This is a genomic window from Candidatus Kuenenia sp. (assembly GCF_027493735.1).
GTDB classification, from domain to species: Bacteria; Planctomycetota; Brocadiia; order Brocadiales; family Brocadiaceae; genus Kuenenia; species Kuenenia stuttgartiensis_A.
Genome location: NZ_JAOSKF010000022.1, coordinates 46638 through 64077, shown reverse-complemented (window position 1 = coordinate 64077; position 17440 = coordinate 46638). Strand labels below are relative to the sequence as shown.

The 17440-nt window shown below is 43.5% G+C and carries 17 protein-coding genes; 11 read left to right on the top strand and 6 right to left on the bottom strand.

The genetic code is table 11. The annotated features are described in order from the left end of the window. Positions 1-81 precede the first annotated feature (81 nt). Entirely contained in the window at positions 82-1212 is a 1131-nt protein-coding gene (gmd, locus tag M5U24_RS15310; protein WP_099324648.1) for a GDP-mannose 4,6-dehydratase, read from the bottom strand. 333 nt (positions 1213-1545) lie between these two features. Between gmd and M5U24_RS15305 the strand changes: the two genes are divergently transcribed. Then, positions 1546-2043 carry a PH domain-containing protein gene (locus M5U24_RS15305; protein WP_099324647.1) on the top strand — a complete coding sequence of 166 codons (498 nt, stop codon included), beginning with the start codon at positions 1546-1548 and terminating at the stop codon, positions 2041-2043. A 103-nt stretch (positions 2044-2146) separates the two neighbouring features. Here M5U24_RS15305 and M5U24_RS15300 read toward each other — a convergent pair whose 3' ends face one another. The 5 genes from M5U24_RS15300 to M5U24_RS15280 form a co-directional block, all read right to left on the bottom strand. Further along, a complete protein-coding gene (locus M5U24_RS15300) occupies positions 2147-3529 on the bottom strand; it encodes a sugar transferase (protein WP_099324646.1) in 1383 nt (460 codons plus the stop codon). Positions 3530-3541: 12 nt separating this feature from the next. Continuing rightward, complete coding sequence (locus tag M5U24_RS15295; protein ID WP_099324645.1) at positions 3542-5032, bottom strand: radical SAM protein; 1491 nt, start codon at positions 5030-5032, stop codon at positions 3542-3544. Continuing rightward, positions 5029-6561 (bottom strand): YifB family Mg chelatase-like AAA ATPase, encoded by a 1533-nt coding sequence (locus M5U24_RS15290; protein WP_099324644.1) that lies wholly within the window; start codon positions 6559-6561, stop codon positions 5029-5031. Before M5U24_RS15290 ends, M5U24_RS15295 begins: the two co-directional genes overlap by 4 nt. Positions 6562-6953: 392 nt before the next feature. Next, complete coding sequence (locus M5U24_RS15285; RefSeq protein WP_099324643.1) at positions 6954-7154, bottom strand: DUF542 domain-containing protein; 201 nt, start codon at positions 7152-7154, stop codon at positions 6954-6956. 128 nt (positions 7155-7282) lie between these two features. After that, positions 7283-8092: a DNA glycosylase gene (locus M5U24_RS15280; protein WP_157820431.1), complete on the bottom strand. Its 810-nt coding sequence runs from the start codon at positions 8090-8092 to the stop codon at positions 7283-7285. Positions 8093-8499: 407 nt separating this feature from the next. On the opposite strand from M5U24_RS15280, the gene hutU reads away from it, so the two are divergent. The 10 genes from hutU (at position 8500) to M5U24_RS15230 (ending at position 17423) form a co-directional block, all read left to right on the top strand. After that, positions 8500-10185 carry a urocanate hydratase gene (gene hutU / locus M5U24_RS15275; protein ID WP_230408050.1) on the top strand — a complete coding sequence of 562 codons (1686 nt, stop codon included), beginning with the start codon at positions 8500-8502 and terminating at the stop codon, positions 10183-10185. 436 nt (positions 10186-10621) lie between these two features. Continuing rightward, positions 10622-11179, top strand: a complete 558-nt coding sequence (locus tag M5U24_RS15270; protein WP_099324640.1) for a hypothetical protein — start codon at positions 10622-10624, stop codon at positions 11177-11179. Positions 11180-11845: 666 nt separating this feature from the next. After that, positions 11846-12010, top strand: coding sequence for a hypothetical protein (locus M5U24_RS15265; RefSeq protein WP_157820430.1), 165 nt, complete (start codon positions 11846-11848; stop codon positions 12008-12010). Continuing rightward, a complete protein-coding gene (locus M5U24_RS15260) occupies positions 12007-12768 on the top strand; it encodes an ATP-binding protein (protein WP_197705369.1) in 762 nt (253 codons plus the stop codon). Before M5U24_RS15265 ends, M5U24_RS15260 begins: the two co-directional genes overlap by 4 nt. A 141-nt stretch (positions 12769-12909) precedes the next feature. Continuing rightward, a complete protein-coding gene (locus M5U24_RS15255) occupies positions 12910-13257 on the top strand; it encodes an STAS-like domain-containing protein (RefSeq protein ID WP_099324638.1) in 348 nt (115 codons plus the stop codon). Further along, positions 13257-13880 (top strand): hypothetical protein, encoded by a 624-nt coding sequence (locus M5U24_RS15250; RefSeq protein ID WP_099324637.1) that lies wholly within the window; start codon positions 13257-13259, stop codon positions 13878-13880. The genes M5U24_RS15255 and M5U24_RS15250 overlap by 1 nt, the downstream gene beginning before the upstream one ends. Before the next feature lie 102 nt (positions 13881-13982). Then, positions 13983-14273: a nucleotidyltransferase domain-containing protein gene (locus M5U24_RS15245; RefSeq protein ID WP_099324636.1), complete on the top strand. Its 291-nt coding sequence runs from the start codon at positions 13983-13985 to the stop codon at positions 14271-14273. Further along, positions 14266-14637: a DUF86 domain-containing protein gene (locus M5U24_RS15240; protein ID WP_099324635.1), complete on the top strand. Its 372-nt coding sequence runs from the start codon at positions 14266-14268 to the stop codon at positions 14635-14637. Before M5U24_RS15245 ends, M5U24_RS15240 begins: the two co-directional genes overlap by 8 nt. A 247-nt stretch (positions 14638-14884) precedes the next feature. Then, positions 14885-16840 carry an AAA family ATPase gene (locus tag M5U24_RS15235; RefSeq protein ID WP_099324634.1) on the top strand — a complete coding sequence of 652 codons (1956 nt, stop codon included), beginning with the start codon at positions 14885-14887 and terminating at the stop codon, positions 16838-16840. Positions 16841-17120: 280 nt separating this feature from the next. Next, on the top strand, positions 17121-17423 hold the full coding sequence (locus tag M5U24_RS15230) for a hypothetical protein (protein WP_099324633.1): 303 nt from the start codon (positions 17121-17123) through the stop codon (positions 17421-17423). The last annotated feature ends 17 nt before the right edge of the window (positions 17424-17440 follow it).

Sequence of the window (17440 nt, the reverse complement as noted above, 5' to 3'; positions counted from 1 at the left end):
GGTTCTGGCTATACCAGCTTAGGAATTTCTATAGCGCTTATTGGGTTTCACCCATGGCTATATGCTTTCTGCCCTTCAGTCCTATGGTATTTCCCCTATCCAGCCAATCCCCTTCTGTCTCAGAATCCTGACGCCGTCGCCCGATGATTTTAAACCGGCCAATTCCATATCAGAGTCAACCATAATTTGGACAAGCTCGTGAAATGTAACCCTCGGCGCCCAGTTTAATTTTTTTTGTGCCTTCGTTATGTCGGCACATAAAAAGTCTACTTCTGTAGGCCTGAAGTATCTGGGATCGATTTCAACAAGGACGTCGCCGGTTTTAAGTGCGGAGGTTGAGGATAAGGCGGAGGTTAAGGAGCGAACGACGCCTTTTTCTTCGGCGCCTTTTCCCTTCCATTCCAAATCAACCCCAACAAGTTTGAAGGCAATTTCGACAAATTCTCTTACCGAATGGCTTTCGCCGGTTCCTATCGCATAATCATCCGGTCTTTCCTGTTGAAGTATTAACCATTGGCACACTACATATTCCGGGGCAAAACCCCAGTCCCTTCTGGCCGCCAAATTACCCAAATACAATTTCTTTTGCTTTCCGGCAACGATGTTTGCCACCGCCCTCGTTATCTTTCTTGTTACAAAAGTCTCGCCTCTTCTGGGTGATTCGTGATTAAAGAGGATTCCATTACAGGCAAACATATTGTACCCCTCCCGATAGTTAACTGTCATCCAGTAGGCATAGACTTTGGCTGCAGCATAGGGGCTTCTTGGCCTGAAATGTGTTTCCTCATTTTGAGGAGGAAGGGCATCTCCGAACATCTCGCTACTACTTGCCTGATACACTTTGGTTTTAATGCCGCTTCTCCTTACTGCCTCTAACAACCTTGTTGTGCCCAGGCCACTAATATCCCCAGTGGATTCAGGCATATCAAAGCTAACGCGTACATGGCTTTGCGCTGCCAGGTGATATACTTCATCAGGCTGAATATTATAGATGAGGTTTGTTATTTGTCCCGAATCGGAAAGGTCTCCGTAATGCAAAAAAAGCCGTGCATCGGGGTCATGGGGGTCCCGGTAGAGGTGATCAATCCTGCCGGTGTTAAAGGTACTGGATCTGCGAATAAGGCCGTGAGTTTCATAGCCCATGGAAAGGAGAAATTCTGCAAGATAGGAGCCGTCTTGTCCGGTAATTCCGGTTATTAAAGCTTTTTTCATAATATTCTCAGATATTTTAAATAGTAAAAATTTAAGATTACGGTTAAGGTTGAGATAATGCCATTTGTATTGCCTTGACTTGCAAGAAGCCCTTACTTATAATTTACTCCTCTTATGCGACCGCAATGAATTAGCTACGTACTATTAAATCAGGTTGGGTTTTTAAAAGAAAAAAATCCAACGACATTTATTTTTATTCATTGCTTAACTAAAAATATTGAAATTCCTATACATAAAATGTGACTCATTGGTAAAGAGAACCCGTATAAATATTTTTAATGACATGCTGTTTTTTGCCGTTAATTCCGGAACAGATACTCTCATTTAAAAAAAATGGATGAACTAAACGCTCCGAATTCACTGCCTGTTTTTGCAAAAAATACGCCGCAAACAATACTAAAACCACGTATAGAACAGTATTGGCTGCTGTTTTTTATCTCCGTGCTTTCTTTTTTTTTAAGCCTCCGGTGGCACGGAATCCACTCTCCCTTTGGACTTTGTCTGTTATCATTTGGCAGTATTCTTTTTTGTTATGGAGTGCTCACCATTTGCATTTCAAAATATTATATTGCCCAAAACGGGTTATTCCTTATAGAAGGGCCTTTTTCGACCCGTCTTAAGAAAATAGACTATAACGACATTAACAAAATACTCATACACCAGGGTGCTATTCAAAAACGCCTCCGGGTCGGCACTCTCAAAATTTTCACAAATACCATTACGTATACGCTTAAAGGCATTAAAAACCCCCACCAAATACGGGAACTTATTACCCGGGAAAGGGTTTCCTATAACGAAAGGCGCTCTTTGATGAAAAACATCCTTTCGTAAGGTAAGGTTACCATTAAAAACTAAAGTGTTACAATATTCTGGTTTTTCTTAATCTGTGCAATATGTGAAATCTGTGGTTCCCCTTTAGTATTTCCTGTTTTTTTTATTTACCCTTCCCAAACAGCATCACCCTCACCGTTTTTAATAATACGACAGTGTCCAGCAGGAAGGACATATTTTTTATGTAGTACAAATCGTATTGTAGTTTTTCTTCTGTTTGTTCAATGGTAGATGCATAGGGATATTTCACCTGTGCCCATCCGCTTAATCCTGGTTTCACGGCAAGCCGCTGGGAATAAAACGGTATATTCTTTTCAAATTCTTTTATGAATATTTCCCTCTCCGGACGCGGGCCAACCAGACTCATATCGCCCTTAATCACATTCAATAATTGCGGAACCTCGTCCAGCCTCCATTTTCTCAGAAGCCTTCCCACCTTCGTAATCCTGTGATCATTGTCCGCTGCATAAACAGCCCCTGTCTGTGATTCTGCATCGGCTACCATCGTCCGGAATTTAATAATGGTAAACCTCCCGGCGTCTTTTCCCATCCGTTCCTGCGTATAAAAAATACCTCCCCTCGACGTAATTTTAATCAAAACGGCAGTTATCGCCATTACAGGCATTAATATGATGAATAATAGTAGGGAAATAATGGTCTCTAAAACAGGTTTAATAAATTTGCCGTATAATTTTGGCTTGCTTATAACTACATGCAGCATCCACATGTCATTAATATGTTTAAACGGTATCTTGCCGGTTAGTTGTTCGTATATTGTAGGCATATCGATTACGTCCACGCCGTTCCATGAGCAATGGATCAACGTTTTAATCAGATCTGCATGTTTTTCATGAGTTATGGCAGAGATAACAGTGTCGATATTCTGCTGCCGGATGGCCTTGTTTATAACAGACCGGTCTCCCAGGACGGGCGCTCCGCATATTTGCGTGTTTAACTTTTCCGGATCATCGTCAATAAACCCCGTCACTTTTATTCCCGCTTTTTTTGCCTTGCGAATCTCCCCTAAAATGGTTCTTCCTGCCCAACCGGCGCCTATAATAAGCGCCCTCCTGTTAAAAAGCGGCTGCTCTATTATATAACTGTAGAGCATTCTCCAGCCCGTAATAAAGACAATAATGAGCGCTCCATTGATGAAGAAAACGCCCCTTCCTATCTTCAATGATCCATTTATGTAAAATATAAACGTCGTTATAACAAAGGCTACTGCAGTTGCGAAAATGATAGAGAGGGCAGTGCCGATAGATTTATAGTCCTTACGGGTATCGTATAGATCCGCAAAGGAGAATATTGTTATAAGAACAATGCCGTAAACCGCAAACGACAAGGGATTTCCTCTTACGTAACTTAGCCCGCCCTCAACGCCCAGACGAACGATTGCAGATAACAATATTGCAAGGTTTACGATGCAGATATCTCCCAACACCAGTACTATTTTTCTTCGGGAAACCGGATAATGAATTTTCATTGTTCTATCTCTTTATCTCATCCACCCGAGAAATTTTTCAATATCGCTCAAAAAAATCTTAGGATTGCGCACATAGACCGAGCTTCTTGCCTTTGCCCTTTCATATATGCGGGTGATATTTTTGTTATAATCATGAAACGTTTCTTTTACTTCCCTTTCAAGGGCAGTGAATTCTTCCTCATCCATCGTATCGCTTCTTTTTTTCACATCCTTTAGATAATAGTCGCTGGGTATCCGCAGAAAATATTCTTCATACGCCATATCCCTTTTCACCAGCCCCCTTTCAACGCCGATATCGAACAATTTTGTGCCGGGAAACGGTTCATACACCCCCACCGATGCAAAGCTTGGTTTGATTTCATACAGCAGCTTTACGGTCTCTTTTACATCTTCCTTTGTCTCCGTAGGCACACCCATCATGAAATATGCCGTCCAGTGTATCCCCGCCTTCCGGAAAAGTTTTGCGGATTCCTTTACCTGCTCCAATGACACTCCTTTGTCCATAATCTTCAGGATTCTTTCACTGCCGGACTCAACGCCTACCTTAATACTGTTGCAGCCTGCTTTTTTCATCGTTTTAAGTAGGGGAAGGTCTACCAGGTCAGCCCTTGTGTTGCAGTCCCATTTTACCTTCAGCCCTACTTTTAACAATGCATCACAAAACTCCGCAACCCTTTTTTTGCTAACGGTAAAAGAGTCGTCTTTGAAGGTAAACTGGTGTGTGCCATATCTTTCGTTAACGTATTTTATTTCTTCAATGATATTTGGTATTGAACGATACCTTACTTTCCTTGTCCAGATTTGTGTGGCGCAATAAGAGCAGTTAAACGGACAGCCCCTGCTCCCCATTATCAGCCCCATGTCCTCAGATGTGTAGGTATCTGCCCCCAACAAAGATTCCCTGTCGGGGAAGGGCAGCGTGTCCAGATTATCAATAAATTTTCCCGAACCGCTGCTTGCTTTCCTGCCGTCCCTGTAATAGGAGAGGCCTGCTATTTTCTCAAATCCCCCTTCTTTTTTCTCCAGCAAGTGTACCAGTTCCGGAAAAGCGCCTTCGCCTTCCCCGCTGATAACAAAGTCAACATCTCCGGAGATCGTTAATACTTCCTCAGGTTTTAATGTTGCGTGAGGGCCCCCAAAAACCACGTGGCATTTTTTATCGTATTTTTTCACCAATGACGCTACGGTAAAAGCAGATGCCGCTTTTGGGGTCATTACGGTAATTCCTACAATGTCCGGCCGGCAGGTTTTCAGTGTTTCCGATAGTTCTTTTATGATGTGATTTTCCGGATTTCTCAGCTCTTTTAAATAAGCGGCATACATCTCCGGCAATCTGGTATAGTCCATTCCTTTGGAGTCTTTATTGCAGTCAGCGTCATAAATCGTCACATTGTGCCCTGCTTTTTTCAGTATGGACGCCAGATAGCTCAAACCCAGGGGGAAATACCGGTTGTAATATTGGAAGAACCGGTAAAACGGTGGATCTATCAAAAGGATATTCATTTCTGCAGCCCTCTGTCCAGGCTTCTGTACTGTGTCGCTTCAGAAATATGTTCCTCTTTTATTGCATCGCTCCCGTCCAGATCAGCAATGGTGCGGGCAACCTTTAGTATTTTGCTGTGTCCGCGGGCGGAGATGCCCAGCGCTACCATTGCCTGATGCAGCAACGATTCTGCCTGCTTGTCCAGCACGCAATATTTTTTTAGCTGTTTTGAAGTCATATGTGCATTTACCTTTATTTTTTGTCCATGAAAGCGTTCTCTCTGTATCTCTCTCGCACGAACTGTCTTTTCTCTTAACGATTCAGAGGAATGTCCTTCTGCGTCCGATAAAAGCTCCCTGTAACTTACCGCCGGTATCTCCAGATGGATATCAATCCTGTCCATCAGAGGCCCTGATACCTTGGAAGAGTATTTTTGTATCTGATATGAAGTGCAGCGGCATTCCTTTTTCCTGTCGGTATAGTATCCGCACGGGCAAGGGTTCATTGCGCACACCAGCATAAAACTGGCAGGGTACGTCACCGAATTCATAGCCCGCGATATTGTAACATCGCCCGTCTCCAGCGGCTGGCGAAGCACTTCCAGCGTTTTTCTGTCGAACTCGGGAAGTTCGTCCATGAATAATACCCCGTTATGTGAAAGGCTGATTTCTCCCGCCCTTGGGGCAGACCCGCCGCCAATCAATCCTGCAGTGCTGATGGTATGGTGGGGCGCCCTGAACGGCCTTGTTGCAATTAAATATTTCTTTGCATCCAGAAGCCCCAGCACGCTGTATATTTTTGTGGTTTCGAGAGCCTCTTCAAGGGTAAGCTGCGGCATGATCGTAGGGATACGCTGCACAAGCATTGTTTTCCCCGCCCCCGGCGGCCCAACCAGCAGTACATTATGATTGCCCGCCACCGCGACGGTTAACGCCCGCTTTGCATGCTCCTGGCCCTTTATCTCTGCAAAATCAACATCATATCCCGTATGATTCCCGAACATCTTGTCGGGATCGATCCGGAATTTTTCAGGGACGATTGCCTTTGAAAGGATTCCTGCCGTTTGCTCAAACGTTTCAACCGGCAGAATGTCGATCCCTTCCACTACCGCTGCCTCAGGCGCATTCACGGAAGGGAGGATTAGCTTCCTTATTCCCAGTTCACGACATTTCAATGCCATCGGCAGGCAGCCTTTTACCGGGCGCACCTTTCCATCTAATGATAATTCACCCACAATGGCATATTCGTGCAGATCAGATATTTCTAACTGGCCTGTAGCGGCAAGGATCCCTACCGCAATCGGCAGTTCAAAAACAGGCCCTTCCTTTTTTCTGTCCGCAGGCGCAAGGTTTATTATGACATTACTGGGGAACCGGTAACCGCTGTTATTCAGCGCAGCCTTTACTCTGTCCCGGCTCTCCTTTACCGCAGTATCCGGCAGCCCCACAATAATCGTAGAAGGCATCTCTCCCTTTACGATACATATCTCTACTTCCACCAGATATCCTTCAATACCATAAACAGAAACGCTTTTTACATTTGCCAGCATATAATCGGGTCGCAGCGGGATAAAGTCAGGTTTAAATTACACTATTAAACCCGAGATTTAAATTAACATATGACCATGTTGATTAACCTTTATTTCCTGGGCAGTGGAACGTATTGGGTTAACTTTACCTGAGGGCTAAAGCCATTGATAATGTCACTTTGTAACACTTTAGTCTTTTGAAAAACTCCAATAATAGCGATGTTTTGCAGCATGGTGTGGTGGCGTATTGCATACACTCCTACTTCATGATTCGGAATTCCTTGTTCGACTTTCGTTATTCATTCGGAGGTCGGGGATGCCCTCGAAAAACACGGACATCTTGCCTTGCTCGTTTAAATTAATCAGTCATTTTAACTTAGTGCTTATGCAGCCTCGCCACCTGTCTGCCGTTGTTATTCGTCGATCGCCTTATTCAGTTTCTCAAGCAGTTTTTCCATATCTCCCCCGCTCATTGCCGCTGTTTTTTCGATGCTGAACCCACCGCCGCAGCAGGAATCTACGCCAAAATCCTTAAAAATACCAATTGTCTTAGAATATTTTTGTATCACATCATTAATAATCATATCCTTGGTAATTACTTTATTTTCACCCATTTTACATATTCTCCCTCTTATTTAAATAATCAAATAAACAATTAAACTCTCATCTTAACGCAAATATTTTTTAAAATCCACGCATTTTTGGCAGCACTTCATCCATCGTTTGTTAACAAAAACGCGGGTTATTTATTTTCTCTTGCAAGCATATAGAGGAATTGCTGGGCGTATCCTGCGTATTTCCCAAAATAATGCACCCCAAACGTGTGCAATTCATTATTTGATACGGTTTCATCTTTAAAATAAAGCCGCTGGAGGATTTTTTTTATCCATGTATCAATAGGAAACGCCTCTGAAAACCCAAGGGAAAACAAGAGAACGCAGTCTGCAATCTTGTTTCCGACGCCTGGAATCTGCAGCAGGGCTTTTTTAGCCTCCGGATAGGGGAGTTTGTTTAATGCAGTTAAAAAAGCATCGTTGATGGTATCGTTTGCCTTTTTAATATGTACTGCACGGAATCCTGTCTTTGCCATTAAAATCTGCTGGTAATCGTCCAGTTTACCCGGACGGGGAAAGGTGTGCCATTCGAAATCATGCAGCCGCACTTTCTCGCCAAAATACTCTGAGAGATTTTCAAGGTTTAACTGTATCTTTGGAATGTTTGCGGCGGAAGAACACATAAACGATATCAAACACTCCCAGGGATCCTGCCGCACGATACGCAATCCGTAAAACTTCCCTATCGCACTGTTCATGTGTGAATCCTTATTTATTTGCGATAGTATATCGCCATACGGTTCATCAAGCGCAAAAAAATTCGTTAAGAATTTTTTGCCGACGCCATAATATTCCACATGCTCTGATAACTGCCGGATTTTGAATATTCGGTTTTTTGCTGCAACGTAGAACCAATCGTCTATTTTTTTCACCCGGAACAATTGGCCGCATAAGAGTGTGTGGCTGAGATTAAAATCTTTTACCGCTAGTTTTGGCAAGGTATTATGAATCCCACATTACAAATTCATTGTAACAATTTAGTTTTTTGAAAAATTGAAAAAACTCGTTCAAAAGCTCCGGCTTAAGAACGCAATCAGTACCTTATTTGGTCATTAGTCATTAGTAATTGGAGACTGGAGATTTCTTTTAATCCGAGGTTCCCCTTTCGTATTTCACGTTTCGTGTTTGTTTGATTATAACCATGCCAGTTTAGGAGTTGTGTGCATCATTTTTAAAATTGCTTTTTTCTTCAAATAAATATAAACTCTTTTTCCAACAGTTCAGCTTACTCGAAATACATGCAAAATTACAACCCCCTTGTCCCCTTTTTTAGGTAATATCCCCTAAAACAGGACACATTTGTGAAAATAAATTACCTCTAAAGATTTTTAAGGAATTGATACTTATGACCCGACCGATGTTTTATGAATTCAGACCGGAAGGCCCGATTAAGGCGCCCACAGGAACTACCCTCAACTGCGACAACTGGGATAGCGAGGCGGCGTTGCGCATGTTGATGAATAATCTTGACCCTGATATCGCCGTTCAGCCGGAAGAACTTATTGTATATGGCGGGAATGGACGCGCCGTAAGGAACTGGAAGGAATATCAAAGGATTGTTGCCGCATTAAAAACATTAAAAAAAGACGAAACGCTCTGTGTACAGTCGGGGAAGCCGGTGTACGTGGCAAAAACGCATGAATGGGCGCCAAGGGTCATCCTCGCAAACGCCAACCTTGTCCCCGGATGGGCAAACCAGGATATATTTGATAATTACGACGCCCTCGGCCTTACTATGTATGGACAGATGACGGCAGGAAGCTGGATTTATATTGGCGCTCAGGGAATTTTGCAGGGTACCTACGAAACCTTCGCGGCATTGGCGAAAAAAGTACTGAATACCGATTCTTTAAAGGGGAAATTCGTGCTTACCGCGGGTATGGGTGGCATGAGCGGCGCACAGCCCCTTGCGGTAACAATGAATGACGGGGTAGTCCTTTGTGTGGAAGTGCGAAAGGACCGTATAGAAAAAAGGGTAAGAGAGGGATATTGTGACAAAATCACAGAGAGCCTTGATGAGGCATTGTCGTGGATATCTGATGCAAAATCCCGGCAAATACCCCTTTCAGTGGGACTGGTTGGGAATGCCGCTGTTATTCATCCGGAACTGGTAAAACGCGGAATAACCCCGGATATCGTAACGGATCAAACCCCGGCGCATGATTTAATGTCCTACGTGCCGGTGGGCGATTTAAAAGAATTGGATAACGTGCGGGAGAAAAATAAACGGGTCTATAAGGAAAAGGTCTTTGACGCCATTATCGAACACGTAAAGGCGATTTTACAGATGCAGAGAAACGGGGCAATATGCTTTGACTACGGCAACAATCTGCGTTCACAGGCGGAGTTTGCCGGTGTTTCCATGCGTGATTCACACGGGAACTACTGGTATCCCGGCTTTGTCTCCGCATTTATCAGGCCGTTGTTTTGCCAGGGGAAAGGCCCGTTTCGCTGGGCTGCGTTATCGGGGGATACGGCGGACATCGATAAGATAGACCAGGCGATTATTGAAAATTTTCCTGATGATACGGCTCTCGTTCGATGGATAAACCTTGCAAGGCAAAAGGTACCACAAGCAGGGCTTCCCGCAAGGATTTGCTGGATGGGATATGGCGAACGCGCAAAGATGGGACTCATTATTAATGATATGGTAAGAAGGGGTGTGGTGAAAGCGCCTGTGGTTATCGGAAGAGACCATCTTGACTGCGGTTCTGTTGCTTCTCCTTACAGGGAAACGGAAAACATGAAAGACGGCAGCGATGCAATTGCCGATTGGCCGTTATTGAATTTTGCCCTGAACGCAGTGAATGGCGCAAGCTGGGTAAGTTTTCACCATGGCGGCGGCGTGGGGATAGGAAACTCTCTCCATGCGGGAATGGTAATCGTTGCTGACGGAACCGCAGAGAAAGACAAGAGACTTGAAAGGGTTTTAACCGCAGACCCAGGCATAGGAATCGCACGCCATGTCGACGCCGGATACGAAGATGCAATTATTGTTGCAAAGGAAAAGGGCGTAAAAATACCGGAGTAGTTTCTTTTGCTATACTCAAAATGCCCGCAAAATGTTAGTTTTTTTATAAGGGTGGCACGGACAAACCCCGTTTGTCCGTGTTAAACTCGCACTCCATTGTCTACAAAGCATCTATTTTGAAATACGGAGCTGCAACGAAGGTAGAAAAACAGAAGTCAGCAATCAGAAGGCAGGATGTATCGTACTATCTGAATGGCGGCGTTGCTGTTCAATCTTTGTAACCTACGCCAACACAACAACATTATAAGCTGCGTAATAGCGAAATCTCTGTGGCGCACATTCACATATCTATTAACCTGAATCATGATCAAGCGAAGTGTAAGCGGGATCAGATAAGAGGGGGGAAAGGATGAGCGTATGTTGTGGGTAATCGCCGTGGTTGTGGTCCTCGTTCGGATCATACAGGGTCACCAGGTGCTTTGAAAAAGATGAACTCATGAAAAACTGGCTTCTATTTATTGCTTTAATCATTGTGTTGACGAGTGTGTCCTGTACAGAGAAAATACACACCCTCGGAGTCCCAGATGCGTCGCTCTTCGCTCAAACACTTCCCGCCTTTTCTCTGAATGACCCGAATGGAAATACGTTTACGAACGAGAGTATTTCCAAAGATGGCATAGTGCTGGTGGTGACGGCGCCTATTTTGAAGAATAAATCCGCCCAGGAAAAGTGGAATAAGTATCTCTTAAAAGCCAAAGCGGGTTCCAAAGCCAAATTGGCTTTCCTGGAAGACATGCAACCGAGCTTATTTAAGGGCGCGGCCATCAAGGGAATGAAGAAGGATTACCAGTTCGGCAAGGAGCCGCTTCTCCTGATCGACAACGGCGGAGAGATCCGCCGGGCCCTGAAAGTGCCTAAGAAAAAGACGGTTGTCCTGGTCTACGATCGTGACGGCAAACTCGTTCATTTAGAAGCGGGCAAACCTTCGGTGCAGGCTGCCGAGACGATGTGGGAAAAAGTGAAAGATAAATATTCAATAAAGCCGATAAAATAAAAAATTTTGCAAATTTCCATGTTTTTGCTAATCTGACCGCCTAATGGGGAAAAGCAATTTCCTATCATCTATACCAATATTGCTCACAGTGGATTTCCCTTATAGAGAACGTTATTATAAAGGAGGTGGTACATCTGAAGATAAAATATTCAAAGGAAGCTGATATTGTTCTGATAGAGCTTAGAGATGGTACGCTTGGTGACTCAATAGATTTGAAGGAGGGTGTAATTCTTCATCTTGACAAGCAGGGCTTACCACTCTTGAAATTGAAATACCCGATACTTCCAGGCTTGTAACACTGAAAGAAATAAGTGTGATGATACCTGTAGAGACTGGAAAATAATATTGACTTGCTGGAAATAAGGGGATACAAGAGGAGCACCATACCATTGCGTTTACAGGGGGTGGCTATTTTTTCAAAGTCTATGTGTCTGGACACTCAAAACCAGAATTTGTGAAAACACTGCGTCTGAAAAGCGATGGATGCATGTATCTATTAATCAGTGTAGGGGCGAAGCATTTGCTGTAAATTGCCATAAATGCATTCTTGCCCAAACGGGCAAATGCTTCGTCCCTGTTTTTCCAAAAAACTAAAGTGTTACATTAATCATGTTTTTCCAGGAAACAGGGCTATACAAAAACCAAAACGGAGTTGGTCCGCTTTCTATGAGATTCCCTAATGATAAAGCAGAACAGCGCAGTATTGTTGAATATCTCAACGGTCTTCAAAGGAAATCGGAAGAACTTAAACAATTGCAATCCGAGACAGAGGCAGAACTGGCAGTCTTTACTCCAGCCTTACTGGCAAAGGCCTTTAGAGGGGAGTTGTGAAGATAACGCTCTCTATACCTACAATCAATGACTACACTACCGCAGATTTTGATGTCTTGTTTAACCTCTGGAATCAGGTAAATAACGACAATCTGGATGTGACATTTGAATTTAACCGTTGTAGGTTTTTACGCCATAATGCCGTTGCCTTTCTGGGTGGGCTTACTCGGTTAATTCAAGCCAGAGGCGGGATTGTTCGATTTGATTTGGATACGATTCACCCAAAAATAAAAGTAAACTTGGAACAGAATGGGTTTTTTTCAACATTAGGATTTGGCGGCGCTCCATGGTCTGGTAATTCAATCCCGTATCGTGAGGATTTTTGCCAAGATAAAGTTGTTCTGGTTGACTACTTGAAAACGAATTGGCTGGGGCGAGGATGGGTTCCTGTGAGTGAAATGCTGAAGGATGCCATTGTTGGCAGGGTCTGGGAGATTTACGCCAATGCCTTTGAGCATGGCCAGTCGCCCATTGGTATCTTTAGCTGCGGTCAACATTACCCGAATAAACATGAACTTAAACTTTCAGTTGTGGATTTTGGCGTTGGGATACCGTCAAATGTAAGAATGTTTTTCAAACATGATCCGCGGGCGCACTCCTTGAACGCCGCAAGCTGCCTGAAATGGGCATTTCAGCGCGGGACAACCACGAAGCCAAATAATAGAGGTCTGGGGCTTGATCTGCTTAAAGAGTTCGTAAAAATCAATAAGGGAAAACTTGAGGTATTTAGCCATGAGGGTTATGCTATACATAGATAGCAAGCGGGAAGAGTTCTTGAACAGGTCTACATTTTTTGAAGGAACTCTTATAAATATAACTTTTATTTGTGATGAATCATATTACCACTTGGCGTCAGAAGTTGTTGAAGAGCCGCTTTTTTAATCAATGGAGGTTTTAAAATGAAGATAAACGTATTTGATCTGGTTGGTGAAAACTGCATTACACTGGAGGACGGTCAGAAAATTTTCAACTTGATACACCCTGAATTATCAGGCGGCAATATCGTTGCCCTTGATTTTAAGGATGTGAAAATATTTGCATCACCGTTCTTTAATGCCGCCATTGGTCGGCTACTCAAAGATATTAAACCTGACGACCTTAACCGCCTCCTCAAAATTACAAACATTGTCCCTACAGGTTTAGCGGTTCTCAAAAGAGTTATTGAGAACTCTAAAGAGTATTATTCCAACCCTAACGTTCGTAAGGCCGTTGACGAAGTCCTGCTTGAACAGTCCGAGGCTTTATAATGGCAATCAATTATACAGTCCATGCCGAAGTAATCGATATTCGCAATGACACACCGGGGCAAGACGATATCTTTCTTGTGGATACCAATGTATGGTACTGGGTTACTTATTCCAGGGCAGATCTGGCGGATACGCGTCCCAAACCTTATCAAACAAACGACTATCCATCATACATCAGCAAGACCATTTCAGCGAAAAGCCAACTCCACAGATGCGGACTTTCTCTGGCAGAATTAGCACACCTGATCGAAAGGACGGAGCGGGAGATTTACAGCCGCTCTAATGGGGCCTTGGGTAGTAAAGAATACCGCCATAACCATTCAACAGAACGGGCCAATGTCGTAGCAGAAGTTCAAACCGCCTGGAGCCAGGTTAACACAATGGCTCAAACGCTTGACCTTCAAATAGATGAACAGGTTACTAATGCTGCTCTCTCAAGGCTTTCGAGTCAGCCTCTCGACGGCTACGATCTGTTTATCCTTGAAGCTATTTCAAAGGCAGGTGTGCTAAAGGTCATTACCGATGATGGCGACTTTGTCACAGTGCCGGGGATACAAATCTTTACGGCTAATCATCCTGTCATCAAAACTGCTCAAAGCCAGGGAAAGTTGATGAAACGGTAATGATCCTAGCCTTTATTCCCTTTGCGGTTTGAAGGTCTCAAGGTCATTGAGGTGTAGTTATGGAAAGAAGATATTGGCAATAAATGCAGTAGGAGGCAGATAATGGGAAGAGATGATATACTAGCCATTTTGCGCGACTTCAAACAGAACTTTGCGGATAAATACGGCATACTTGAAATCGGAATCTTCGGTTCGATTGCTCGGGATGAAGCGAGGGAGGACAGTGATGTTGACGTCTGTATAAAAACAAAGACTCCCAACCCGTTTGCAATGGTGCACATAAAGGAAGAGATTGAAAGCCGGGTGCGGAAACAGGTTGATATTGTCAGGATGCGGGAAAAGATGAACCCTTTTCTTAAAGAACGCATAGAGAAAGAGGGCGTCTATGTTTGATAATGACCTTGTTCTGTCAATACTCCATCAGATTGATGAAGCCCTTGGAAAAATCAAAAGTCGTTCGGAACAAATTCATAGCGCAGACGATTTTACCGATTCGCCGGCCGGTATGGAAAAGCTGGATGGTATCTGCATGCTGTTCATCTCCATCGGAGAAGCCTTGAAAAATATAGACAAAATAACAGGCGGCAGCCTTCTTTCGAAATACTCTGAAACCGACTGGAAAGGCGCCATGGGTTTCCGGGATATTATCGCACATCACTATTTTGATATTGATGCGGAAGAGGTATTTTGGATATGTGCACATGAAGTGTCACCATTATCCATTACTATTAAAAGGATGATAGAAGATTTACGGTAATGGCACTATAGAATATGTCTTAATAAAGAAGCCCCCAAGGCCAGTGTAAAGATCAACAAACATTTTAAAGAAGCGGGTGTGGCGTTTCTTTGATAAAAGTGCGGCTGGGTCAAGCGCAACGGACACAACACATATCTTTTAATTGTGATGGAAGAGTACAAAAGGAAGATAGAAGGGCTGGAATTGCAAGAGATGAAGGAAATAAAGTCCAGTTTCTCTGAGTAATTAGAACAAATAGGAGGTGTAGATGAGACTCAAAACCGTAAGAATTCATAATTACAAGTGCATTGACGATTCAGAAGAATTTTCACTAGCGCCTATTACTTGTCTAGTCGGGAAAAATGAGTCTGGAAAGAGTGCAGTCTTGCAGGCTCTCTACAAACTTAAGCCAGTGGAACGCGATCAAGCTGACTTCGATGACCTTGAGGAGTATCCAAGGAAGGGTTTAACAGATTACGAGGTAATCAAGGATGAGAAACCAGCTAATGTACTCACGACTGTATGGGAACTCGACCAAAGAGACGAAAAGGTCTTGCAGGATACATTCGGGGTGAACCCGATCAGGAGTAAGCTGGTCACAGTAACCAAAGGCTATGGAAACAAACTCTGTTGGAATACTGAGGTTGACGAAGCGAAAGTTGTAAAGCATTATCTCAAGCAACTTCGTTCCGAGAAGGGAGAGATTACAGAAGGGACCAAGGTTCTCTCTGTTGCAGATATAATCACACAACTTGAGAACATCAAGACACCCTCAGCAGAACAGGCAGAGGTTCTTGCTAAGATTAAGAAGAATATCCCAAATGGGGAACTAAGCCAAGTGGTCAATAATGCATTGGCTACACGGCTTCCAACTTTTCTCTATTTCGCTGACTACCAGAAAATGGCTGGGCGAGTTTCCTTCAATGCGCTAAGCCAGAACATAAGTTCTAAGAAACTTTTATTCTCAGAGAAGATTTTCCTTGCCTTGCTTGATTTAGCCGGCACTACACCAAAAGAAATTCAAGAGTTAGGTAAACTTGAACATTTAATAGCAAAGCTTGAGGGTGTTTCCAATAAGCTGACCCGAGAGATATTTGAATATTGGAGTCAGAATGAATACTTAAGGGTCAACTTCCGCTTCGAAAATGCACTGGCAGAGGATCCGCCGCCGTTCAATAGTGGATATGTCTTTATGACTCGTATAGAGAACACCCGACATCAAGTATCTGTAAGCTTCGAAGACCGCAGCACAGGCTTCGTTTGGTTCTTTTCTTTCTTGGCGTGGTTCTCACAAGTACGGAAGACCTATGGTACGAATCTCTTTCTACTTCTGGACGAACCCGGTCTCAGCTTGCACGCCAAAGCACAGGGAGATTTGCTCAGATACATAAACGAAAAGCTAAAACCGCACTTTCAAGTTATCTACAGTACCCATTCCCCTTTTATGGTGGATCCCGACAACATCATGGGTGTCAGGACGGTTGAAGATGTCGTAAAGAATAAGCAACCATTAGGAACTAAGATAGGCGACAAAGTTCTAAGCACGGATTCCGACACTCTGTTCCCATTACAAGCAGCCCTTGGTTATGAGATCACTCAGACTCTATTCATCGGGAAGCACACGTTGCTTGTCGAGGGACCGTCCGACCTGCTATACCTCAAGTGGTTCTCTCAGGAACTCAAATCACAATGCAAAGAAGGCTTGGATTCAAAATGGGTCATTGCTCCGGCCGGAGGAATAGACAAGATAGGCAGCTTTATTACTCTTTTCGGCTGCAACAAACTTCACATTGCCGTTTTTACAGATTTTCACGATGGTGACAAGAAGAAAATCCGCACTCTCCGAGATTCCGAGATACTTAAGAAAGGGCACGTCTTCAGTGCCGAGATGTTTGCTAACCAAGATGAAGCTGATATTGAAGATATGTTTGGTCGTTCAACGTATATAACTTTAGTGAATGAATGTTACAGCCTGAAAGGATCTCAACAGCTGTCTGACAAGAAGCCCTCAAAAGCACCAAAGCGGGTTGTTGCAGAGGTTGAGGAACATTTCAGAACGCTTTCAATAGATATTTCTGAATTCGACCACTTTGGACCAGCATCATTCTTAGTAGAAAACTCGGGCATGATAAAAAAGAACCTTCCGCATCTTGAGGAAGCTCTAGATCGATTTGACAAACTGTTCAAAGAATTGAATCTCCTTTTAAAGGACGCAGAAGAATAAAATCAACGGAGCATCCAACTGCACATAACAGCGACAAGACACGATATTCACTTTTTTTAAGAACAGTTGAGTTCGTTTTATCCCGCTTGGAGTGAGAAAGAATTGGAATTCTAGTGACACCATATCTAATTTCAGAAAATAGCAATGAGAGGCAGCACCCAGTTAGGAAATACCTATGACGCCTTTGTAGTACATACAAGGCATTGAGAGTCTGAAGATTATCAGGTAAGATGAGTTTCAACAAAAAACTTGGCGCTATGAGTTTTTCAAAAAGAGGATTATGGAGGAAATTATGGGGACAAGGGCTGAATATGAAAAGATTATTCTTAGGGAAGTTCGGGAAATGCCTGGCGAGGTGCTTCCAAAGGTTGTGAAGATCATTCACTCGTTAAAGGAAGGTGTGCTTTCTGTGAAAGTGCGTCACAAGAAGCGCGAAACCAAAGGGAGCGGTCTCTACGGCATTTGGAATGATGAGCGCTCGGCGGCAGAGATAATTAAGGATATCCGTTTGCACAGGGAGGGATTTGGAGGTAGAGCGCTAAATCCTATGGATAGAGAGTTTGAAGATTATCAGGTAGAATGAGTTTAGAACCAAATACT